Origin of the sequence: Epilithonimonas caeni DSM 17710, assembly GCF_000426465.1 — a bacterium.
Taxonomy (GTDB): Bacteria; Bacteroidota; Bacteroidia; order Flavobacteriales; family Weeksellaceae; genus Epilithonimonas; species Epilithonimonas caeni.
Genome location: NZ_AUFK01000009.1, coordinates 744,346 through 764,947, shown reverse-complemented (window position 1 = coordinate 764,947; position 20,602 = coordinate 744,346). Strand labels below are relative to the sequence as shown.

Genomic DNA, 20,602 nt, shown 5'->3' with positions numbered 1-20,602 from the left:
ATACAATCAAAATTAAAAATATTATGAAAGAAGTATTCATTGTATCAGCAGTCAGGACACCGATGGGAAGTTTTATGGGAAGCCTTTCGAGCGTTCCAGCGACACAATTGGGCATTACTGCGGTAAAAGGAGCTTTAGACAAAATCAATCTTGACCCGACTTTGGTTCAAGAAATTTATATGGGAAATGTTTTACAGGCCAACGAAGGACAGGCTCCGGCAAGACAAGTGGCTTTAGGCGCTGGTTTGTCAAATCGTACGCCTTCAACAACGATCAATAAAGTTTGTGCTTCCGGAATGAAAGCCGTTACAATGGCTGCTCAGGCGATTAAAGCAGGAGATGTAGATGTTATTGTTGCGGGTGGAATGGAAAATATGTCGATGGTCCCTCATTATCTTGACGGAAGAAATGGTGTGAAACTTGGCGATATCAAAATGCAGGACGGACTTCTGAAAGATGGTTTGACCGATGTTTACAACAAAGTTCACATGGGTGTATGTGCGGAATTGTGTGCTAAAGAAAACAATATTACAAGAGAAGAGCAGGATGCCTTTGCTATTCAATCTTATAAAAGATCGGCTGCAGCTTGGGAAGCCGGCAAATTCGCAGATGAAGTTGTTCCTGTAACCATTCCTCAAAGAAAAGGAGAACCAGTTGTTTTCTCAGAAGATGAAGAATACAAAGCTGTTAAATTTGATAAAATTCCAACTTTGCCAACAGTTTTCCAAAAAGAAAACGGAACTGTAACGGCTGCAAATGCTTCAACCTTGAACGACGGTGCTTCTGCCTTGATTCTGATGTCGAAAGAAAAAGTGGATGAATTGGGAATAAAGCCATTGGCAAAAATCATTTCTTACGCTGATGCAGCTGTTGAGCCGGAAAGATTCACAACGGCACCTTCAAAGGCTTTACCGATTGCTCTGGAGAAAGCTGGACTTACAAAAGATGATATTGATTTCTTTGAATTTAATGAAGCGTTTTCTGTTGTTGGTTTAGCAAATAACAAAATTCTCGGATTGGATTCTGCGAAAGTAAACGTGAATGGAGGAGCGGTTTCTATCGGTCACCCGCTGGGAAGTTCCGGTTCCAGAATTATCGTAACCTTGATCAACGTTCTGAAACAGAATAATGCAAAACTCGGTGCAGCTGCTATTTGCAACGGTGGCGGTGGCGCAACGGCTATCGTGATTGAAAATTTGCAATAGATTTTTAATACCACTTCGACTTTTGTGGTTGAAATAACAAAATAAAATTCAAAACCCTTTCAGATTTCAAAGTCTCGAAAGGGTTTTTTGTTATTAAATTTATGATACAAACGCATTTTTTTGTCAACTTGTAATTCCTTTTTTTACATTTGTCTAAATAATTATTTCCAATGTCTGAAATAGAAAAAAAACAATTCCCGAAAACTCAATTAAGAATAATCCGAAAATAATGCGCGCCTGGGCATTGTATGACTGGGCAAACTCAGTTTATTCACTCGTTATTACTTCCACAATTTTCCCAATATATTACTCGATTCTTACAACGGCTTATGAAAAAGATGAGTATGTGAAGGAAACGGGACAATGGATAAAAGTTCCTGTAAGAAATCTGATTAAAATCTTCGGAAAAGAATATCAGCCTGATGCAGTTTACGGCTATTCTCTTACGCTTTCATTTTTGATCGTGGTTTTACTTTCTCCGATTTTGTCTTCTTTGGCAGATACGATTGGAAATAAAAAATCTTTCCTCCAGTTTTTCTGTTATCTTGGAGCAACATCTTGTATGGGATTGGCGATGTTTACAGGAATGGGAAGTGTCTGGCTGGGATTATTATTCAGTGTGACAGCAAGTGTCGGCTTCTGGGGAAGTTTAGTTTTCTATAACTCCTTTTTACCGGACATTGCAACGCCTGACAAACAAGATGCATTATCTGCAAAAGGTTATGTTTACGGTTATATCGGTTCTGTGATTTTGGTGGTGATTTGCCTTGTTCTGATTCAGGTTTGTGCGGAAACTCCTAAACAGGCGGCGATTTACACAAGAGTAAGTTTCTTGTTGACAGGCGCTTGGTGGTTTGGATTCTCACAATATACATTTAAACATTTGCCACAATTTGGCCAGGTTAAAGAACAATTGCCAAAGGATTTGGTTTTGCTTAATTATAAAAATATTTTCAAAAGTCACGCTGAACAAGGCGGTTTTGTTGAGGTTTTCAAAGACAACATCAGTTTCTATATTGATATTGTAAAACAAAGTTTCAAAGAATTATTTAAGGTTGGAAATCATCTTTTCGGAGACAGAAATCTTAAATATTTCCTGACCAGCTTTTTCTTTTACAGTGTTGGTATGCAGACCATTTTTCTTATGGCAACTTTGTTTGGGAAAAGCGAGATCAATATGGCTCAGGACAAATTGATAATGACATTATTGTTAATTCAAATCGAGGCGATTATAGGTGCATTATTTTTCTCCTGGTTATCGAAGAAAATAGGAAATAAAAATGTCATCAGTATTACAGTTGCAATGTGGATAGGGGCCTGTCTTGCGGCATATTACCTTAATAAAGAAAACCCGAATGTAGAATATCAGTTCTATGGAATTGCCGGTGTTATTGGTCTGGTAATGGGTGGTTTGCAGGCAATGTCCAGGTCAACTTATTCCAAATTGCTTCCGACTGATTCTATGGATAATACAACGTATTTCAGTTTCTATGATGTATTAGAAAAATTGGCGATTATTCTTGGAACATTCATCTTTGCAACGTTGATTGAGCATTACAACAATATGCGCTATGCTGCTTTATCGATGACAATTTTCTTTGCTTTGGGATTGGTTTTTATTCGTTTTCTAAAAGTTAAAAATAATACCAAATAATTGCTGGTTTGAAAATATTAAGTTTTGCATTTTTATTCATATTCTCGATCTTAAGCTCTCAAAGTCCGGTTGTCGAAGATTTGAAAATCGGAGAGAAAGTAACTTTGAATTCGAAAATTCTTAATGAAAAAAGAACACTGAATATTTATCTTCCTCAGAATTACGATAAATCCAAAAGTTATCCTGTCATTTATATTCTGGATGGAAGTATGAATGAGGATTTTCTTCATTTGGTCGGACTTCAGCAATTTTTCAATTTGTCATTTAAGATGCCTGACTTTATTATTGTCGGGATTGAAAATGTTGATAGAAAAAGAGATTTTACATTTCACACAGATTTGAAAGATTTACAGCAAGATTATCCTACGACAGGACATTCGGATAAGTTTATTCAGTTTGTTGAGGAGGAATTACAACCTTACATCGATAAAACCTATAAGACCGATAAAACGAAATATGTTATTGGGCAATCATTGGGCGGATTGGTCGCCACGGAAATCTTTTTGAAAAAACCGGAGCTTTTCACGCATTATTTCATCATCAGTCCGAGTCTTTGGTGGGACAACGAAAGTCTTTATAATAATGCCGCAAAATTGATTTCACAACAAAAAGATGATGAATGTTTCGTTTATATTTCTGTTGGCAAGAATGAGCATGAAATGATGGTAAAGGAAGCAGACGGATTATATCAAATCCTTAAAAATTCTGGAAAAAAGAAATTGAAATTAGAATATAAGCTAATGACCGACGATAATCACGCGACTATTTTGCACAAAAGTGTTTACGAAGGTTTTCTGAAATTATTTCCGCCAGAGAGCTAATTTTGATCTATTGATTGAAATTCAAAATTTCGGTTCATTTATTGATAACATTGGAATAGTTTATTTTTTGTAAATTTGCATCATCAAAGCACGATATGAATAACCCTTTATTTTACGCAAAAATAATTTTGTTCGGAGAATACGGAATGATAGAGAACTCACAAGGGTTGGTTGTACCGTATAGTTTTTATAAAGGAACACTTAAGTTTTCTGATTTGGACAACGATTTTGAGAAAAGATCCAACCAATCTTTAGAAAAATATTCCAATTATTTAGCTGATTTAGAATTGCCTTCAGATTTCAAACTGAATGTAGATGCTTTCAAAAATGATATAGAGAAAGGTTTGTTCTTCGATTCCAACATTCCGCAAGGATATGGTGTTGGAAGTTCAGGCGCCTTGGTTGCAGCAATTTTCGAAAAATATTCTTTCACAAAAAGAGATCCGGAAACCATTTCTAAAGATGAACTGAAAGACCTGAAAAAAGTTTTCGGTTTGTTGGAAAGCTATTTCCATGGGACAAGTTCCGGGATGGATCCTTTGATTTGCTATATGAATCTTCCGATTCTTATCGAGAACAAGGAGAATGTTGGCAAAGTTTCTCTTCCAAAAGAAGAAGTAGGAAAAGGCGCCATTTTCTTGATTGATTCCGGAATAACCGGAGAAACCGGGCCAATGATTCAGATCTTCTTTGAGAAACTAAAAAATGAAGGTTTCCGTAAGACGTTGAAAGAAGAATTTATCCGTTACAATAACGCTTGTATCGACGCTTTCCTGAAAAAAGATATGAACCCGTTTTTTCGAAATCTGAAAAAATTGTCGGTTTGGGCTTACGAGCATTTCCGCCCGATGATTCCGGAAAATCTTTTCAATGTTTGGAAAAAAGGTCTGGATTCAAACGCTTATTACCTGAAACTTTGCGGTAGCGGAGGCGGAGGTTATATTCTTGGTTTTGCAAAAGATTATGCAAAAGCGGAAGAGATGTTGGAAGGATTCCACAAAGAAGTGATTTACAGATTTTAATCAATTTAATAAAACCAAGTCTTCGACTCCGCTCAGACTGACAGCTCTAAATTATGGTTAGCATTAGCGTTGTCACACTGAGCGGAGTCGAAGTGTTTAAGTACAGTAATTAAAATGACAAACGAAGAAAAACCAACTTCCCGAAATGCACTTTACCGTATTTCTCAGTTGATGGGTTTTCTTTTGGGTGCTCGTTTTTTTGTTACGGTTTTGCTCACTTTTGCGCTTTACGTTTCTACATTTTTCTTATTCAATAGGGAGGAGACTTTAAGAAATTTTGTATTTGATTATAAAGTTCACTCGATTATCATTTGTTCCGTTCTCAGCATTTTGGCAGGCGGAATCATCAATCGGTTTTATGATAAGGAAAAAGACCAATTGACCCAACCTTTCCGTTCAAGACTACAAAGTTTCCTCAAAGAAAAATACTTTCTTACGGCTTATGTCATTCTGAATGTATTATCACTGGGATTGGCAATTTTCGTGTCTCACAGAGTTTTTATTTTCTTCCTGATCTATCAGTTTCTGATGTGGTTTTACAGTCATAAACTTAGTAAGATCATTGTCCTCAACAATTTTACTTTTGTTGCCTTGACACTTTACCCATTCTTTGGGATGTTGATTTATTATCAGACATTCTCTCTCAAGATTTTGTTTCTGGCCATTTTTCTTTTCCTGATGTTATTTATCATCGATATTATGAAAGATACATTAACAAAAAATGCTGATAAAATGTTCGGTTATGATACAATTGCTAATAGATTGGGGTTTCAAAATACGAGGTCGATTTTATTAATTTTGTTAATGATTACTTTAGCAACTTCCGTGGTTCTAAGTGTTGGCATTGGCTTCAAAAACATTATGGCCTGGTATTTTTTAACGACAACGATCGTTATTATTGGAACTGTTTTTATGCTTTTCCGAAATCAGAAGAATGACAAATTCAAATCTCTGAATCTTCTTAGGCTGTGGATTTTCTTCGGGATCTTAGCAATGCTTTTCGATGGGATTTATCACAAATATCCTTGGCTGATTTAAAATAAAAATATCTGGATGCCAATAATAATTAGAAAAAATAGACTAGAAGATAACGAGATACTTGCCAAGATCATCAGAAGTTGTTTTCACGATTTCAAAGTAGAATGCACTTGTGGGACGGTTTATTCCGACCCAACTACGGATGATTTGTATTCGTTATTCAAAGCAGAAAGTTCAGCTTTGTTTGTTGCTGAAGAAAATGGTTTGATTTTAGGATGCTGTGGTCTTTTTCCAACAGAGAACCTTCCTGAAAATACAACAGAACTGGTGAAGTTTTACCTTACAAAAGAAGCGAGAGGAAAAGGAATCGGAAAATTGCTGATGGAAAAATGTTTTGAAAAAGCAAAAGAATTAGACTATCAAAAAGTTTATCTGGAAAGTTTGCCAGAATTCAGCAAAGCCGTTTCCATTTACGAAAAGCAAGGATTTCAGTATTTGGAAAAAGCCTTGGGTGATTCCGGACATTCTGGTTGTAATCTTTGGATGATCAAAAATTTGGACTAAGATTGTATCAACAAATCTTAAGAGCAATCAATAGAATAGTCTAATAATCTTTTGAAACCAGACTTTTAAATTGATTTATTAAATAATTTCTCGCTGATTAAGCAAATTATACAGATTTTTATTAATTATCTGCTAAATCTCTAAAATCTGCGAGATTTAAAATTTTAATATACTAAAAATTAAACTTCTGATTCTATCCAAAAATATCATTCAAAACCTTTGCTAATCTCAATCCGCCGTACAACAATTGTCTTTCAAGTGTGGATTCAAAACGATAGTTGTAATTATAACTCAATTTGGAATCTTTCGGAGTTTGATAATAGATTGAATTAGCAATTTTGTGGCTGTCAAACAACCATTCTTCCAAAGTTCCGCTTTGGATCTGTTTCACCTCATCTTTTGATTTTACGTCCAAAAGATTTGCAAATTCTGTATAAGTATATTTTTGGTCATCAACCAATTTTGAATCCCAAAGCGAATGCAGATTGGTATTTTGTCCAAAGTAGGTGACATTGATTTTGTTTCCTCCCAAATCCTCAGCTCTTCCAACGTGCAACGGCTGATGAAGGTCACCAACTAAATGAATCAGGAAAATCAAAGCTTCTTTTTTATCTTTATCAGAAACATTTTTGTCTTTGATTTTGTCAGATAGGATTCTGATTTGAGTGTAAAGATTCGGAGATTTCTGGACCGATAAAGAATCTTTGAACTGTTGAAAATTCTTCTGTGGATTGATGTTGACATAATGCCACGCAGAAGTTTCTTTCCAAACACCTGTTGTGTCAGATTTGATGAAATCCGGCCAGTTGGCGTAGTAAGCCATTTTCTGTTCTCCAAATAATTTTTTGATATTTCTTTGAGCTTTGGAACTCAAGTGATGTTGTGCTATTTCCGCTACAATTCTGTGTCCTGTCAATCCCCACGCAAAAGAGTAGAGTGATGATAAAATACAAATTGCCAATGTGGATCTTGATAAAATACGTTTCATTTTTTTGATTTATTTCAGATTGCAAATATACCTTTACCCATAGTTTTATTCTCACAAAATCATTGTTAAATATTATTAAACTTAAGTTAAGCTAAAGTGCAATCGTCGATTAATTTCCGTATTTTTGCGTTTTCCCAGAATGAGACTTTTCAATGAAGAATAATCAAGAATTTATCGAGATTTACGGTGCCAGAGAACACAATCTCAAGAATATATCTGTAAAAATCCCAAGGAATGAGTTGGTTGTTATCACAGGACTTTCCGGAAGCGGAAAATCCTCTTTGGCTTTTGATACGATTTTTGCCGAAGGCCAACGCCGTTACATCGAAACTTTTTCCGCATATGCAAGACAGTTTTTGGGCGGACTAGAACGGCCGGATGTTGATAAAATCGAAGGATTATCGCCGGTAATTGCCATCGAACAGAAAACGACGAACAAAAATCCACGTTCAACCGTTGGAACCATTACGGAATTGTATGATTTTCTGAGACTTCTGTTTGCAAGAGTTTCGGATGCTTATTCATTATCATCAGGGAAAAAATTGGTAAGTTATACCGAGGAACAAATTCTGGAAACGATTAAAGATAACTTCAAAGGGAAGAAAGTTTATTTACTCGCGCCGGTCGTACGTTCCAGAAAAGGACATTACCACGAATTGTTCATCCATCTTTCCAAAAAAGGTTATTCTCAGGCCAGGATCGATGGTGTTTTACAAGACATCGAATATGATTTGAAACTTGACAGATATAAGACCCACGATATTGAAGTGGTGATTGACCGATGGATCATCGGAGAAAATGCTACTGAACTAAGAATGCAAAAATCCCTGAAAACTGCTTCTGATATGGGCGAAGGATTGATTGCGATTCAGGAAATGGGACAAGACGAGATTCATTTTTTCAGTAAGAATCTGATGGATGATTCTACGGGAGATTCTATGGCTTTGCCGGAACCTAATACATTTTCCTTCAATTCTCCAAAAGGAAGCTGCGAAACCTGCAAGGGGCTTGGAACTGTTAAAAAGGTCAATACAGATTATTTTGTAGAAAACGACAAATTATCAATTAACCAGGGCGCATTGTTGCCATTGGAACAGCTGAAATCCAACAAATGGATTCTGTCTCAAATCAAATCAATTCTTGAAATTTTTGATTTAGGTTTGACAACCCCATTCAAAGATATTCCGAAAGAAGCCTTAGAGTACATCTATTACGGTTACAGTAGCGACATTACCAAAGAACTGAAACACGCCGGAATTTCTAAAAAAATCAAAATCAATTTCGAAGGTTTGGTAAAAACCCTCGAAGAGATTGTTGAGGAAAGAGAAAATTACGATGCTGTTTTGGTAGAACGAAATTTCACGACAGAAGAAACTTGTCCGACTTGCAAAGGCGCACGTCTCCGCCAGGAAAGTCTGAGTTTCAAAATCGATGGAAAAAATATTGCGGAAGTTAACGGATTGTCTTTGCTGGATTTCAAAGATTGGTTGGCGGATGTAAAAGATAAATTCAGTGATAAGAACAAAATCATTGCGCACGAAATCCTGAAAGAGATCGAAACCAGACTGCAATTCCTTTTGGATGTCGGTTTGGATTATCTCAGTTTGAGCAGAAGCTCGAAAACACTTTCCGGAGGAGAATCCCAGAGAATTCGTCTGGCGACTCAGATCGGCTCTCAATTGGTCAATGTTCTTTATATTTTGGATGAACCTTCAATCGGTCTTCATCAACGTGATAACGAAAGGTTGATTAATTCCTTGAAACATCTTCGTGATATTGGTAATTCGGTTCTGGTGGTGGAGCACGACAAAGACATGATTCTGGAAGCTGACCACGTTCTGGATATCGGTCCGAAAGCGGGAAAATTCGGTGGAGAGATTCTTTGGCAAGGTCATCCGAAAGACATTAAAAAAGCCAATACGATTACAGCTGATTATATCACAGGAAAACGGAAAATAGAAATTCCTGCCAAACGTAGAAAAGGAAACGGAAAATCGATTGTCCTGAAAGGTGCGACCGGTAATAACCTTAAAAATGTAACGCTCGAAATTCCTCTTGGAAAATTGGTTGTGGTTTCAGGGATTTCCGGAAGTGGAAAATCATCTTTGATCAATGGAACTTTGTACCCGATTCTGAATCGTCATTTTTACAGAGCCATCCAGGAACCTTTGCCTTACAAAAGCATCGAGGGAATTGATAATATCGATAAAATCGTAGACGTCGACCAAAGTCCGATCGGAAGGACGCCGCGTTCCAATCCAGCGACTTACACGGGAATGTTCACAGATATCCGAAATCTTTTCGCTGAATTGCCGGAAAGTAAAATCCGTGGTTACAAAGCCGGACGTTTTTCTTTCAATGTGAAAGGCGGACGTTGCGAAACTTGTCAGGGAGGCGGTTTGAAAGTGATTGAAATGAATTTTTTACCAGACGTTTATGTTCATTGTGAAACCTGCCACGGAAAACGTTTCAACCGCGAAACTCTGGAAGTCCGTTACAAAGGAAAATCGATTTCCGATGTTTTGGATATGACGATCAATGAAGCGGTAGAATTTTTCCAGCCGATTCCGAAGATCTTTAACAAAGTAAAAACTCTGAAAGATGTTGGCCTAGGTTATATCACAATTGGACAGCAATCCACGACCTTGAGTGGAGGAGAGGCACAACGTGTAAAACTGGCCACCGAACTTTCCAAAAAACAAACCGGAAATACGCTTTATATTCTGGATGAGCCGACCACAGGGCTTCATTTCGAAGATGTGAAAATTCTTATGGAAGCTATCGAACAACTGGTAGAACTAGGTAATTCTTTCATCATCATCGAACATAATATGGATGTTATCAAACTTGCTGACCATATTATCGATGTTGGTCCGGAAGGTGGAAAACACGGCGGACAGATCATTGCGGAAGGAACGCCGGAAGAGATTATCAAATCTAAAAAGAGTTTGACAGCAAGGTTTTTGAAAAAAGAAATGTAAACAGGTCAGATTATTAAAAATAAAAATTGCCATTCTTAAAGAGTGGCAATTTTGTTTTAATATTTTTAGTTCCAAATCTCGTTGGCTTCTGTCATAATAATAGGTTTTCCGTCCGTTACGACAATTGTATGTTCATGTTGTGCCATAAAACCACCTTTGTTCCCGACCATTGTCCAGCCATCTTCAAGAGTTTCAGCAATAGTCGAAGTCGTGGAAATAAAAGTCTCGATCGCCACTACAGAATTCTTCTTAAATCTTTGCATATTGAAACGGTCTCTGTAATTCGCGATCTCGTGAGGTTCCTCATGCAGGCTTCTTCCCACGCCGTGACCAGTCAGGTTTTTGATTACTTTATAGCCTCTTTTCTTGGCTTCGGTTTCCATCAAGTGCCCTATATCAGAGATTTTTACCCCGCCTTTAATATTTGAAATTGCTTTTTGCAATATTTCTTTGGAAGCATTAATGAGATTTTGATGTTGGTTGATGTCTTCTCCGATCACAAATGATGCTCCATTATCTGACCAAAACCCATCCAGTTCGGCAGAAATATCAATATTAATTAGATCACCTTCTTTCAGAATCGTTTTTTCTGAAGGAATGCCGTGACAGAACTCATTATTCACGCTGATACAAGTATAGCCAGGAAATCCATAAGTCAAATATGGAGCTGATTTGGCACCTAGATCGTTAAGGATTTTTGCACCGAAATCGTCCAATTCTTTTGTTGTGATTCCAGGTTTGGCAAAATTTTTCATTTCTTTTAAAGTGAGCGCAACCGCTTCACTTATCTTTTGCATTCCGATTAATTCTGACTCGTTGGTAATGGACATAATTTGTAATTTGATCTCATTTATATTCAAATTTATCAATTAAGAATTTATCAGGCAACAAAGGATAATACTTTTGTAATTGGTATCAGATTTGTGATTCATCAATAAAAAAGTTATGAAATCACTTAAAATTTATTTGGTAACAATTATTTTCTCGTTAAGTTTTGTAGCCTGTGCTGCTCCGCCAAGACCACCAAAGCCACCTAAACACCCAGGCCATGCTGCTAAACCAATGCCACCTGGACAAGCCAAAAAGGTCTATGGAACCAAGTCTGCAAAGCCTTTTGCCCCTGGACAAAACAAATAAAACATATATTAAGGATCTTGAAATTTCAAAATCCTTTTTCTTTTTTCCAATGTTAAATTTTTATCCTCAATGTTAATTTAATATTAACTAAATGTATATATTTTGTAACTTTGTCGTAACATTAGATAAGTAATAACTTAAAATCAATTGATTATGAACAAGAAAATGCTAGCGTTATCAATATTTTTATTTGGATTTTTAGGAACGCTAAACTTAGTAAAAGCTCAATCGACAGACAATAATATACAGGAAGTTTTCCTTAATTCGGGCGATGGTTTTGGGGAACTGAGAAAATTGCTGAAGGATAATTTTGATTTTACCAATCAGGATTATAAGGAAGGAATTGTAAATTCCAATGTGAGATTCAGTCTTTCACAGGATGGGAAAATTACCAATGTTCGCGCCAACGGTGACTGTAAAAATGTGAGCAAAGAAATTGAAAATGTTTTGTCACATCTGCTTTACAAAGTAGACGTGGACAAACTGAACCAAAAAATGGTAGCATCATCTTATGTAATGCCAGTGAGCGTTACGATAGATAACCGATAAGAATTAAAAGTTTAAAATTGTTAGGAAAGAGTCGTACATCTCTGGTGTACGGCTTTTTTTATCTCAAAACACTTCAACTCCGCTCAGTGTGACATTTCTAATCTAGTACATAAGGTTCTCGAAGGCTTTTAAAATTGTCAGGCTGAGCGGAGTTGAAGTTTTTTTTAATCAAATGATATATACTGTTATAGAACTATTTCTTTTGATACTTTTGTGGTTGCAAAATCTGAGAATTAAAAGTTTTTCATCTTTTCTCTATTTTCTTTCGTCTAATAACTGGTTTTTTCTATATTTATAAACCAACAAATTGAACAAAAGAAAACTCAATTTTATGATTGATAAAAGAGTGAAAAACGCTGAAGAAGCGGTAAAAGATATAGAAAACGGAATGACGATAATGCTTGGCGGATTCGGGCTTTGCGGCATTCCTGAAAATTGTATTGCGGAATTGGTAAGGAAAAATGTCAATAATTTGACCTGTATTTCCAACAATGCTGGTGTTGATGATTTTGGTTTGGGATTATTGCTTCAGAAAAAACAAATCAAAAAAATGATTTCTTCCTATGTTGGAGAAAATGCAGAATTCGAACGTCAGATGTTATCCGGAGAATTGGAAGTGGAATTGACGCCACAAGGAACTTTGGCAGAAAAATGCAGAGCAGCACAAGCCGGGATTCCGGCATTTTATACGCCGGCAGGTTACGGAACCGAAGTGGCGGAAGGTAAAGAAGTTAAAGATTTCAACGGAAAACCTCATATCTTGGAACACGCTTACAACGCCGAATTCTCCATCGTAAAAGCCTGGAAAGGCGACCACGCCGGAAATTTGATTTTCAAAGGTTCGGCTCGTAATTTTAATTTTCCAATGGCCGGAGCCGGAAAAATTACCATTGCGGAAGTAGAAGAATTGGTAGAACCTGGACAACTTGACCCAAATGAAATCCATATTCCCGGAATTATGGTTCAAAGGATTTTCCAAGGCGAGAATTATGAGAAAAGGATTGAGCAGAGGACTGTGAGGAAGAAGAACTAATTTATGCTTTGATAATTTATTTTATCCTCTTTCATAAATTTGGGTCATATTCAATACTTTTAATGTTTCTGTTTTCAATCTCAAGACGAAATCCATAACCATTTTGAAGATAATCGAGTAAAATTAAGTGTGTTTCAAAATTTTCAAAATCATCAACCTCAATCCAGAAATCAATTATATCTAAACTATCATACCATTTTTGCCCTACATATAAAAGTTCACCTTCTGTAAGTAATAATTTATTATGAAAATTTAATAGTTCGTCTTTTATATCTCCTATCCATTCTATATAATCAATCAATTTTAATAGCAATGAATTTGTAGGGTTATTATTTGAAAATACTACGCTGTTGTTATCATCTAACCATAAATCTTCAATTTTTACATTTTTATTCAGTATTACAATACTTTCAATTTCGTTAGTAAGAGTTATTCTATATTTATTCTCGTCATTTGCATTTGAAATAATAAAATCATTCAATTTCAATTTGGTGGGTATTTTAACAGACTTTGCGTCTCTTAAATCCCTGTAAGTTTTTTTATTCCAGCTATTTTTAGATTTGATATGTTCTTGGAGTAAACTTAATTTTTTAGTTTCAAACTCATTAAAATTATTATATAACAATTTTTCAATAATATTTGAAGCATAAATGTTTTCTTCAATTAACTCATACGCACAAGCGAGAGTATAATTTTCTTCAAAATTTTTCTCGTCAATATCTTTTAAAAAATTGATAATGTCATAAATATTCTCAATGCTTTTTTCGGAAGCATTTGATTTAATAAATTCGGCTTGAGCCTTTTCAAATTCAAAGGAGAAATTTTCCACGTATTATAAAAATTGATACTGTTAGTAAATATACTCTATAATTATGTAATCAAATTTAAACCTTCCTCTCCCCAATCTGCTGTCTCCACATTGCATAATACAAACCTTTTTCTGCAATCAGATTTTCGTGTGAGCCGGTTTCTATGACTTGTCCGCGTTCCAAAACATAGATTCGGTCGGCGTGCATAATCGTACTTAATCTGTGGGCGATGAGTACGGTGATTTGTTCTTTTTGTTGCGAAATTTCCTTGATGGTTGAAGTGATTTCTTCTTCCGTAATACTATCCAAAGCAGAAGTGGCTTCGTCAAAAATTAACAAGTTTGGTTTTCTCAATAATGCTCTTGCAATTGCGATTCTTTGTTTTTCGCCACCACTTAATTTCAGTCCACCTTCGCCGATAACCGTTTCGATGCCTTTTTCAGCACGTTCCAATAACGATTTGGTGCTGGATTTTTTCAAAGCGAGTTGGATGTCTTCTTCGCTGGCATTTGGATTCACGAACAGTAGATTTTCCTTAATAGTTCCTGCAAAAAGCTGTGTGTCTTGTGTCACAAACCCAATTTGGTTTCTCAGTTCATCAAAGTCAAATTCTTTCCCGTTGATTTGATTATAGAAAATATTACCTTCCTGAGGTCGGTACAATCCAACGAGTAATTTTACCAATGTACTTTTTCCGGAACCACTCGGGCCAACAAACGCAATCGTTTCGCCATTTTTTACATCAAATGAAATGTTATTCAAAGCCTTGAACTGCGCTGATTGATGTTTGAAAGAAACGTGCTTGAATTCCAGCTCATTGATTGAACCGATTTGTTTTGGTGTGTGCGGTTTTTCTTCCACAGGTTTTTTCATCAGGTTATCAAAGTTCTTCAAAGAAGCTTCGGCCTCACGATAAGAAATGATGATATTCCCGATTTCCTGCATCGGACCGAAAATGAAAAATCCATAAAACATCAATGACAGATATTGTCCCGGGGTTACAACATCCCGGAAAATCAAATACAGAAGTGTCAAAGTAATCAACTGCTGAAGAAAATTGACCATCGTTCCCTGAATAAAACTCAATGAACGGATGCTTTTTACTTTCTTCAGTTCGAGTCCTAGAATTTTATAAGTATTGTTATTAAGACGTTTGATTTCCTGTTTGGTCAAACCTAAACTTTTTACAATTTCTATGTTTCTTAAACTTTCGGTAGTGCTTCCAGCCAGACTTGTAGTTTCGAGAACAATGGTTTTCTGAATATTTTTGATTCTTTTACTGAGCAGGTTGGTAACAAATGCGATCAGGAAAATCCCGACAATATATACGGGCATTATCGACCAATGCAGTCTGAGAGCGTAAACCGAAACGAAAATGATACTTACTAAAATCCCAAAAAACACATTAATGAAATTAGTAATAAACTTCACCGAATCTTCTCTTACTTTAGTTAGAATCGACAACGTTTCGCCGCTTCTCTGGTCTTCGAATTCCTGATAAGGCAACGCCATAGAATGCTGTAAACCGTCCGTGAAAATATTAGCCCCGAATTTCTGCGTAATGACATTAACGGCATAATCCTGAAACGCTTTTGCAATTCTGCTGACCATCGCCGTTCCAATCAGTAAGCCTAAAAAGTAAAATGCACCGTGATAAATATCGGTCCCGTAAAGAAATTGATTCAGATTTCTGGGAATCAGTTTTTCTTTGTCAAAAAAGTGTGGATGCGTTACCAATTGGTCTAGGATATTTCCTGTAATTGCGGGCGCAAATAATGAAAATACCTGATTGATTGCGGCTAAAACCAGCGAGGCGATAATCAGCCATTTATGTGGTTTGAGGTAATGTAATAATGTTTTCATAAATTAGAATTGCAAATTTACTGATATAAATCTGATTGTTTTATTAATATTTACTGTGATGGGAAAAGCATTTTTCTATAACGTGAAATATTGATATATTGCGGTATAAGATTTTACTATGCTGACAAAAGAACAAATCGCACAACGCATATCAAAAGAAGTGAAAGACGGGATGTACGTCAATCTTGGAATCGGGATTCCGACTTTGGTAGCAAACTATGTTCCGGAGGATATTTCGGTGGAATTCCAGAGTGAAAATGGCGTTCTGGGAATGGGGCCTTTTCCTTTCGAAGGCGAAGAAGATGCAGACCTGATCAATGCAGGAAAGCAGACTATCACGATTCTTCCCGGCGGTTCTTTTTTTGATTCGGCGTTCAGTTTTGGGATGATCAGAAGTCAGAAAGTGGATTTGACGATTCTAGGCGCAATGGAAGTTTCTGAGAACGGCGATATTGCCAACTGGAAAATTCCCGGAAAAATGGTCAAAGGAATGGGCGGCGCAATGGATTTGGTTGCCTCTGCAGAAAATATCATTGTAGCAATGATGCACGTGAACAAAGCCGGCGAATCAAAAATCCTCAAAAAATGTACATTGCCTTTGACAGGCGTCAATTGCGTCAAAAAAGTGGTAACGGAATTAGCGGTTATGGAAATTACAGATAAAGGTTTCAAACTTTTGGAAAGAGCGCCTGGGATTTCTGTGGAAGATATTGTAAAAGCCACAGAAGCTGAATTGATTATTGAAGGAGAAATTCCGGAGATGAAGTTTTAACTAATTAAGATGAATAATTAATAATGAAAAAATCCGCAAATGATATTGCGGATTTTTTATGTCTAATTTCTAACTTCTAGAATTACTTCTTAACTGCTCCAAAAACTTTCTCCAAAAGCGAGGTCGTTCTGAGCGCAGAGTTATTTCGGATTCCCGTTTCTTTTTCCGCTACCATTTTGAAAACACCGTTGATGGTTTCCGTGGTTACATATTCATTCAAATCCGTGGTTACAGATTGTCCTGTAAAAGTATTATATTTTGAAATGATGTTTTTCCAAACCGTGTCAGCGCCAACTTTCCCAAGCGAAGCCTTTACTTTGGGTTGAAAAGCAGTGAACAGCTGACTTTGTGTTTTGGTCTGTAAATAATTGGTTGCTGCATTATCACTTCCAAGAAGAATGTTTTTTGCATCTGTGATCGTCATTGAGGTAATCGCATTCGTAAAAATCGGAGTGGCTTCTGTTACGGCATCTTCAGCAGCTCTGTTCAGTAATTTTACACCTTGGTCCGCCAAACTTCCCATTCCTAAACTTCTAAGCGTGGTTTCGATTTTTCTTAATTTCTCCGGCATTAGGATTTTTACTGCTTCATTTTTTAAGAAACCATCTGTTACTCCAAGCTTTTGTACGCCTTCTTTTACTCCCAGATTAAGAGCTTCTTTCAGACCCGATGAGATTTGAGAGGAAGTTAGATTTCCAAGATTGATGTTGGAATTGGTTGTAGAAGTTGTACTTGTATTTGTTGAAGGGGTTGCTTTGCCTTGATCAAGGTCAACACCTGTTTTATCTTTAACAACAGATTTTAATACATCAAAAATTTGTGCTTGAGTGGGAATTGAAAATAATAAACCGACAGCAATTAAATAATTCTTTTTCATTAAATATATTTTTTACAAAATTAGATGATTAAATCTAAGTGATGTTAAATAGTTTCATAAATAAAATTAACTCTGGTTTCTCAGAATTACATCATACAGATCTTGTCTCCTGTCTGTCAACGTTTTTACGGAGCCATTGTAATGCAATTCTTTCAGAAGGTTTAGGTCTACATCTACGATCAAGGTCATTTCTGTATTCGGTGTGGCTTCACCCTTAATAGCATTAGAAGGAAAGGCAAAGTCTGAAGGTGTGAAAACCGCTGCCTGCCCAAACTGGATATCCATATTATTAACACCGGGCAAATTACCGACGCAACCGGCAATCGCAACGTAACACTCGTTTTCGATTGCTCGTGCAGCAGCACAATGACGGACGCGCATATAGGCATTCTGGGTGTCTGTAAGATAAGGAACGAAGAGGATTTTCATTCCCTGGTCAGCCAATAATCTTGGCAATTCCGGAAACTCAACATCATAACATATAATGACTCCTATTTTTCCGCAATCTGTATCGAACACTTTGATTTCATTCCCGCCGGTCATTCCATAATACTTTCGTTCGTTTGGCGTGATGTGGACTTTTCTATATTCATCAATTTTTCCGTCTCTGTGAAGCAGATAACTCACATTATAAAGTTTTCCGTCTTCCAAAATCGGCATACTTCCGGAGATGATATTAACATTGTAACTGACAGCGAATTCGGATATTTTTTCTTTGATTTCTTCTGTTAATTCAGATAGTTTTTCCATAGATTCGCGTTCATTCAGATGATTGAAAGGAGCAAGTAGAGGCGTATTGAACAATTCCGGAAACAAACAAAAATCTGACTGATAACCCGCAACAGCATCTACGAAAAACTCAACCTGCTTGTAAAAATCCTCGATATCTTTCAAAGAACGCATCTGCCACTGGATCAATCCGAGACGTATCACGCTGTCCTGCATCGTGTTTTTCTTCGCCGTGTAGTAGATGTTGTTCCATTGAAGAAGAACTGCGTATTCCTCAGATTCTGTATCGCCTTTTAGATAACCCTTTAAAATTTTAACAGGAGAGAAATTATTTCCGATTTGAAAGCTTAAAACCGGGTCATAGATTTCCTTATTTCTGACTTTGTTGATGTATTGTCTTGGTAATAATTCTTTGCTGTACAGATGATAATTCGGGATTCTTCCGCCAACGATTATTGATTTTAGATTAAGGATCTCACAAAGTTCTTTTCTCGCATCATAAAGTCTTCTTCCTAATCTTAAAGTTCGGAATTCCGGGTCGACAAAAATCTCTATTCCATAAAGGACATTTCCGTTGTTGCTGTGTGTGTTGAAAGACTCGTTTCCCGTGATTTCATTATAAGTATGCTGGTCGCCAAACAATTCGTACTGGACAATGATCGATAATGCGGCGGCGGCCAATTTTCCGTCAACCAAAATACAGATTTGTCCGTCTGCAAAAATGGAGGTCAGTTTTTGGATATTCCGTTTGCTCCAGACATTATCATCAATCTCCGGATAAGCTTTTTGCATTGCTTCTGCCAATTCATCATAATCATCAATACTTAATTTTCTGATTTCTACCTGCATTATTTATATTTTTTAATTAAAATCTCTTTCAATTGTTTCATCCCTTCCGTTGCTGAGGATCTGACATAATTCTCATTTTTGGTAAAAGAATTGGGATTTTCAAGATTAGGATCAATAACGAAAACTTCACAATGACTTGGAACATACCTAATAACGGAAGCGGCCGGATAAACCTGCATACTTGTTCCGATAACCAAAAATAGATCTGCCTTAGAAGCAATTTCAATTGCATTGTCCATCTCCGGAACCATTTCTCCGAACCACACAATATGTGGACGAAGCTGTGAACCATCGGAGTGGAAATCGCCAATCTTGATATCTTCTTCCCAATCAAGGATTTCGTTTTCATTTGCAGAAGACCTTGCTTTTCTGAGTTCGCCGTGAAGGTGAACGATCTTTGAAGAACCGCCTCGCTCATGCAAGTCATCCACATTTTGCGTGATGATATGAACGTCGAAAAAATCCTCCAATTCTGCAAGCAATTTGTGAGCCGAGTTAGGTTCAACTTCTTTCAGCTGTTTTCGTCTTGCATTGTAAAAGTCCAAAACCAATTGTGGATTCCTTGCAAAACCTTCGGGTGAAGCAACATCTTCAATCCGGTGATTTTCCCAAAGTCCATTAGAATCGCGAAATGTTTTAATACCACTTTCCGCAGAAATCCCTGCGCCTGACAATACCACTAACTTTTTCAATTTATTCCAGAATTTTCTTTAAATATAATGAATTTTCTATTGCAGAAGTTCCCCAGGTATTATTGAAATAGATGTAGAATTCCTGATTTGTTGCCTTGATTTCTTTAACCAGATTATCCAGAAACTCTTCTGAATAAGGGGATTTATAAAGAATCGGTTTCCCGTGTAGACGATAATATCCGATTCCGGAATTAGTAACAATAACATCTTCCGAAATTTTTCCGGGAAAACTGACACCACAAAAAATCCATTGGTATTTTTTGAATAAATCAAAAACTTCCTCATTCCACCAAGAAGTGTGTCGGAATTCTACTGCAATTAAAAAATCATCAGTTAATGTTCCAATCAGCCATTTCATATTATCATCTGTACAATGAAAAGAAGCCGGAAACTGAATGAGAAACCCGGCCAATTTGTTCCCAATATTTTCATTGATATAATTACAGAAATCGGAAAACTCTTCTTTCTTACTTTCAGAATAGCCTGAATGAGAAATCGTTTTTGGGATTTTAATAAAGAATTTAAAATCTTTAGGCGTTTCATCATTCCATTTCTGAAGCGTCTTTGCTGTTGGTTTTCTGTAAAATGTACTATTGATTTCGACTGTGTCAAAAGTTTGAGAATATAGTTTCAGAAAATCCTTGTTCTGAGAATTCTCAGGATATAGTGAGCCTTTCCAGTCTGTATTATAGAATCCGGAACAACCGATATGATATTTTAATTTGGAGTCTTTCATCTTATTTGATAATTAAATCTTATGCCAATTGGCATTGAATCAATAAATTAAAATCAGTATGATATTTATCATATCGAATTAGTATGAATTAAATTTGCTTAAAAAAAAATCTTGTAATAGTTTTGTACTGTGATAATGAATTGCTGTCATACTTATTAAGAAAGACCGAGGGAACTGACCCGTTGAAGTCTTAACAACCTGCCGCTTTGGTAAGGTGTTACATTCAGCCTTTGAAAAAAGGAAAGATAAGTTGAAAATGTTTAATTGCGGGTGCGATACCGTTCCAATATAACTTCTTTCAGACTTGTCTGGGAGAAGTTTTCTTTTTTATATAAAACGTAAA

Annotated in this window: 19 protein-coding genes and 1 riboswitch; of the genes, 11 read left to right on the top strand and 8 right to left on the bottom strand. The window is 36.4% G+C overall.

Annotated features, from left to right (window positions below; translation table 11 throughout):
- Window positions 1–23: 23 nt before the first annotated feature.
- The 6 genes from K319_RS0104695 (at window position 24) to K319_RS0104670 (ending at window position 6,244) form a co-directional block, all read left to right on the top strand.
- A complete protein-coding gene (locus K319_RS0104695; RefSeq protein WP_027382585.1) occupies window positions 24–1,205 on the top strand; it encodes an acetyl-CoA C-acyltransferase in 1,182 nt (393 codons plus the stop codon).
- A 229-nt stretch (window positions 1,206–1,434) separates the two neighbouring features.
- Window positions 1,435–2,859, top strand: a complete 1,425-nt coding sequence (locus K319_RS0104690; protein ID WP_051230426.1) for an MFS transporter — start codon at window positions 1,435–1,437, stop codon at window positions 2,857–2,859.
- A gap of 8 nt (window positions 2,860–2,867) precedes the next feature.
- Window positions 2,868–3,680, top strand: a complete 813-nt coding sequence (locus tag K319_RS0104685; RefSeq protein WP_235696078.1) for an alpha/beta hydrolase — start codon at window positions 2,868–2,870, stop codon at window positions 3,678–3,680.
- A 95-nt stretch (window positions 3,681–3,775) separates the two neighbouring features.
- Window positions 3,776–4,702 (top strand): mevalonate kinase family protein, encoded by a 927-nt coding sequence (locus K319_RS0104680; protein ID WP_027382582.1) that lies wholly within the window; start codon window positions 3,776–3,778, stop codon window positions 4,700–4,702.
- A gap of 114 nt (window positions 4,703–4,816) precedes the next feature.
- Window positions 4,817–5,740 carry a UbiA family prenyltransferase gene (locus K319_RS0104675; RefSeq protein WP_084403397.1) on the top strand — a complete coding sequence of 308 codons (924 nt, stop codon included), beginning with the start codon at window positions 4,817–4,819 and terminating at the stop codon, window positions 5,738–5,740.
- A gap of 15 nt (window positions 5,741–5,755) precedes the next feature.
- A complete protein-coding gene (locus K319_RS0104670; RefSeq protein WP_027382580.1) occupies window positions 5,756–6,244 on the top strand; it encodes a GNAT family N-acetyltransferase in 489 nt (162 codons plus the stop codon).
- 193 nt (window positions 6,245–6,437) lie between these two features.
- Here the strand turns inward: K319_RS0104670 and K319_RS0104665 are convergent, their stop codons facing one another.
- Window positions 6,438–7,232: a S1/P1 nuclease gene (locus K319_RS0104665; protein WP_027382579.1), complete on the bottom strand. Its 795-nt coding sequence runs from the start codon at window positions 7,230–7,232 to the stop codon at window positions 6,438–6,440.
- A 152-nt stretch (window positions 7,233–7,384) separates the two neighbouring features.
- Between K319_RS0104665 and uvrA the strand changes: the two genes are divergently transcribed.
- Window positions 7,385–10,213: an excinuclease ABC subunit UvrA gene (gene uvrA, locus K319_RS0104660; protein WP_027382578.1), complete on the top strand. Its 2,829-nt coding sequence runs from the start codon at window positions 7,385–7,387 to the stop codon at window positions 10,211–10,213.
- 65 nt (window positions 10,214–10,278) lie between these two features.
- Here the strand turns inward: uvrA and map are convergent, their stop codons facing one another.
- Window positions 10,279–11,043, bottom strand: coding sequence for a type I methionyl aminopeptidase (gene map / locus K319_RS0104655; protein ID WP_027382577.1), 765 nt, complete (start codon window positions 11,041–11,043; stop codon window positions 10,279–10,281).
- A gap of 115 nt (window positions 11,044–11,158) precedes the next feature.
- On the opposite strand from map, the gene K319_RS20925 reads away from it, so the two are divergent.
- The 3 genes from K319_RS20925 to K319_RS0104640 all read left to right on the top strand — a co-directional run bounded on the left by K319_RS20925 (window position 11,159) and on the right by K319_RS0104640 (window position 12,932).
- Window positions 11,159–11,350 (top strand): hypothetical protein, encoded by a 192-nt coding sequence (locus K319_RS20925; protein ID WP_027382576.1) that lies wholly within the window; start codon window positions 11,159–11,161, stop codon window positions 11,348–11,350.
- 153 nt (window positions 11,351–11,503) lie between these two features.
- Window positions 11,504–11,899, top strand: coding sequence for a hypothetical protein (locus K319_RS0104645; protein WP_235696077.1), 396 nt, complete (start codon window positions 11,504–11,506; stop codon window positions 11,897–11,899).
- A 331-nt stretch (window positions 11,900–12,230) separates the two neighbouring features.
- Window positions 12,231–12,932, top strand: coding sequence for a CoA transferase subunit A (locus tag K319_RS0104640; protein WP_027382574.1), 702 nt, complete (start codon window positions 12,231–12,233; stop codon window positions 12,930–12,932).
- A 31-nt stretch (window positions 12,933–12,963) separates the two neighbouring features.
- Here K319_RS0104640 and K319_RS0104635 read toward each other — a convergent pair whose 3' ends face one another.
- Window positions 12,964–13,761 carry a hypothetical protein gene (locus K319_RS0104635; protein WP_027382573.1) on the bottom strand — a complete coding sequence of 266 codons (798 nt, stop codon included), beginning with the start codon at window positions 13,759–13,761 and terminating at the stop codon, window positions 12,964–12,966.
- 55 nt (window positions 13,762–13,816) lie between these two features.
- On the bottom strand, window positions 13,817–15,604 hold the full coding sequence (locus K319_RS0104630; protein ID WP_027382572.1) for an ABC transporter ATP-binding protein: 1,788 nt from the start codon (window positions 15,602–15,604) through the stop codon (window positions 13,817–13,819).
- Window positions 15,605–15,722: 118 nt separating this feature from the next.
- Between K319_RS0104630 and K319_RS0104625 the strand changes: the two genes are divergently transcribed.
- On the top strand, window positions 15,723–16,376 hold the full coding sequence (locus tag K319_RS0104625) for a CoA transferase subunit B (protein WP_027382571.1): 654 nt from the start codon (window positions 15,723–15,725) through the stop codon (window positions 16,374–16,376).
- Window positions 16,377–16,458: 82 nt separating this feature from the next.
- Here K319_RS0104625 and K319_RS0104620 read toward each other — a convergent pair whose 3' ends face one another.
- The 4 genes from K319_RS0104620 to K319_RS0104605 all read right to left on the bottom strand — a co-directional run bounded on the left by K319_RS0104620 (window position 16,459) and on the right by K319_RS0104605 (window position 20,259).
- A complete protein-coding gene (locus K319_RS0104620) occupies window positions 16,459–17,253 on the bottom strand; it encodes a DUF4197 domain-containing protein (protein ID WP_027382570.1) in 795 nt (264 codons plus the stop codon).
- A gap of 66 nt (window positions 17,254–17,319) precedes the next feature.
- Window positions 17,320–18,831, bottom strand: coding sequence for a carbon-nitrogen hydrolase family protein (locus K319_RS0104615; RefSeq protein WP_027382569.1), 1,512 nt, complete (start codon window positions 18,829–18,831; stop codon window positions 17,320–17,322).
- Window positions 18,831–19,523, bottom strand: coding sequence for an SIR2 family NAD-dependent protein deacylase (locus tag K319_RS0104610; protein WP_027382568.1), 693 nt, complete (start codon window positions 19,521–19,523; stop codon window positions 18,831–18,833). Before K319_RS0104610 ends, K319_RS0104615 begins: the two co-directional genes overlap by 1 nt.
- A gap of 1 nt (window position 19,524) precedes the next feature.
- The gene (locus K319_RS0104605; RefSeq protein WP_027382567.1) at window positions 19,525–20,259 is read right to left on the bottom strand and encodes a DUF72 domain-containing protein; all 735 of its coding nucleotides are present in this window, start codon (window positions 20,257–20,259) and stop codon (window positions 19,525–19,527) included.
- Window positions 20,260–20,408: 149 nt separating this feature from the next.
- A riboswitch (SAM riboswitch) is annotated at window positions 20,409–20,511 on the top strand.
- The last annotated feature ends 91 nt before the right edge of the window (window positions 20,512–20,602 follow it).

What these genes read in the sequence shown, in the direction of transcription:
- K319_RS0104630 (WP_027382572.1), bottom strand. Translation starts at nt 15,604, where the DNA reads ATGAAAACATTATTACATTACCTCAAACCACATAAATGGCTGATTATC.
- K319_RS0104645 (WP_235696077.1), top strand. Translation starts at nt 11,504, where the DNA reads ATGAACAAGAAAATGCTAGCGTTATCAATATTTTTATTTGGATTTTTA.
- K319_RS0104695 (WP_027382585.1), top strand. Translation starts at nt 24, where the DNA reads ATGAAAGAAGTATTCATTGTATCAGCAGTCAGGACACCGATGGGAAGT.
- uvrA (WP_027382578.1), top strand. Translation starts at nt 7,385, where the DNA reads ATGAAGAATAATCAAGAATTTATCGAGATTTACGGTGCCAGAGAACAC.
- K319_RS0104620 (WP_027382570.1), bottom strand. Translation starts at nt 17,253, where the DNA reads ATGAAAAAGAATTATTTAATTGCTGTCGGTTTATTATTTTCAATTCCC.
- K319_RS0104675 (WP_084403397.1), top strand. Translation starts at nt 4,817, where the DNA reads ATGACAAACGAAGAAAAACCAACTTCCCGAAATGCACTTTACCGTATT.
- K319_RS0104670 (WP_027382580.1), top strand. Translation starts at nt 5,756, where the DNA reads ATGCCAATAATAATTAGAAAAAATAGACTAGAAGATAACGAGATACTT.
- map (WP_027382577.1), bottom strand. Translation starts at nt 11,043, where the DNA reads ATGTCCATTACCAACGAGTCAGAATTAATCGGAATGCAAAAGATAAGT.
- K319_RS0104640 (WP_027382574.1), top strand. Translation starts at nt 12,231, where the DNA reads ATGATTGATAAAAGAGTGAAAAACGCTGAAGAAGCGGTAAAAGATATA.
- K319_RS20925 (WP_027382576.1), top strand. Translation starts at nt 11,159, where the DNA reads ATGAAATCACTTAAAATTTATTTGGTAACAATTATTTTCTCGTTAAGT.
- K319_RS0104690 (WP_051230426.1), top strand. Translation starts at nt 1,435, where the DNA reads ATGCGCGCCTGGGCATTGTATGACTGGGCAAACTCAGTTTATTCACTC.
- K319_RS0104680 (WP_027382582.1), top strand. Translation starts at nt 3,776, where the DNA reads ATGAATAACCCTTTATTTTACGCAAAAATAATTTTGTTCGGAGAATAC.
- K319_RS0104625 (WP_027382571.1), top strand. Translation starts at nt 15,723, where the DNA reads ATGCTGACAAAAGAACAAATCGCACAACGCATATCAAAAGAAGTGAAA.
- K319_RS0104605 (WP_027382567.1), bottom strand. Translation starts at nt 20,259, where the DNA reads ATGAAAGACTCCAAATTAAAATATCATATCGGTTGTTCCGGATTCTAT.
- K319_RS0104665 (WP_027382579.1), bottom strand. Translation starts at nt 7,232, where the DNA reads ATGAAACGTATTTTATCAAGATCCACATTGGCAATTTGTATTTTATCA.
- K319_RS0104615 (WP_027382569.1), bottom strand. Translation starts at nt 18,831, where the DNA reads ATGCAGGTAGAAATCAGAAAATTAAGTATTGATGATTATGATGAATTG.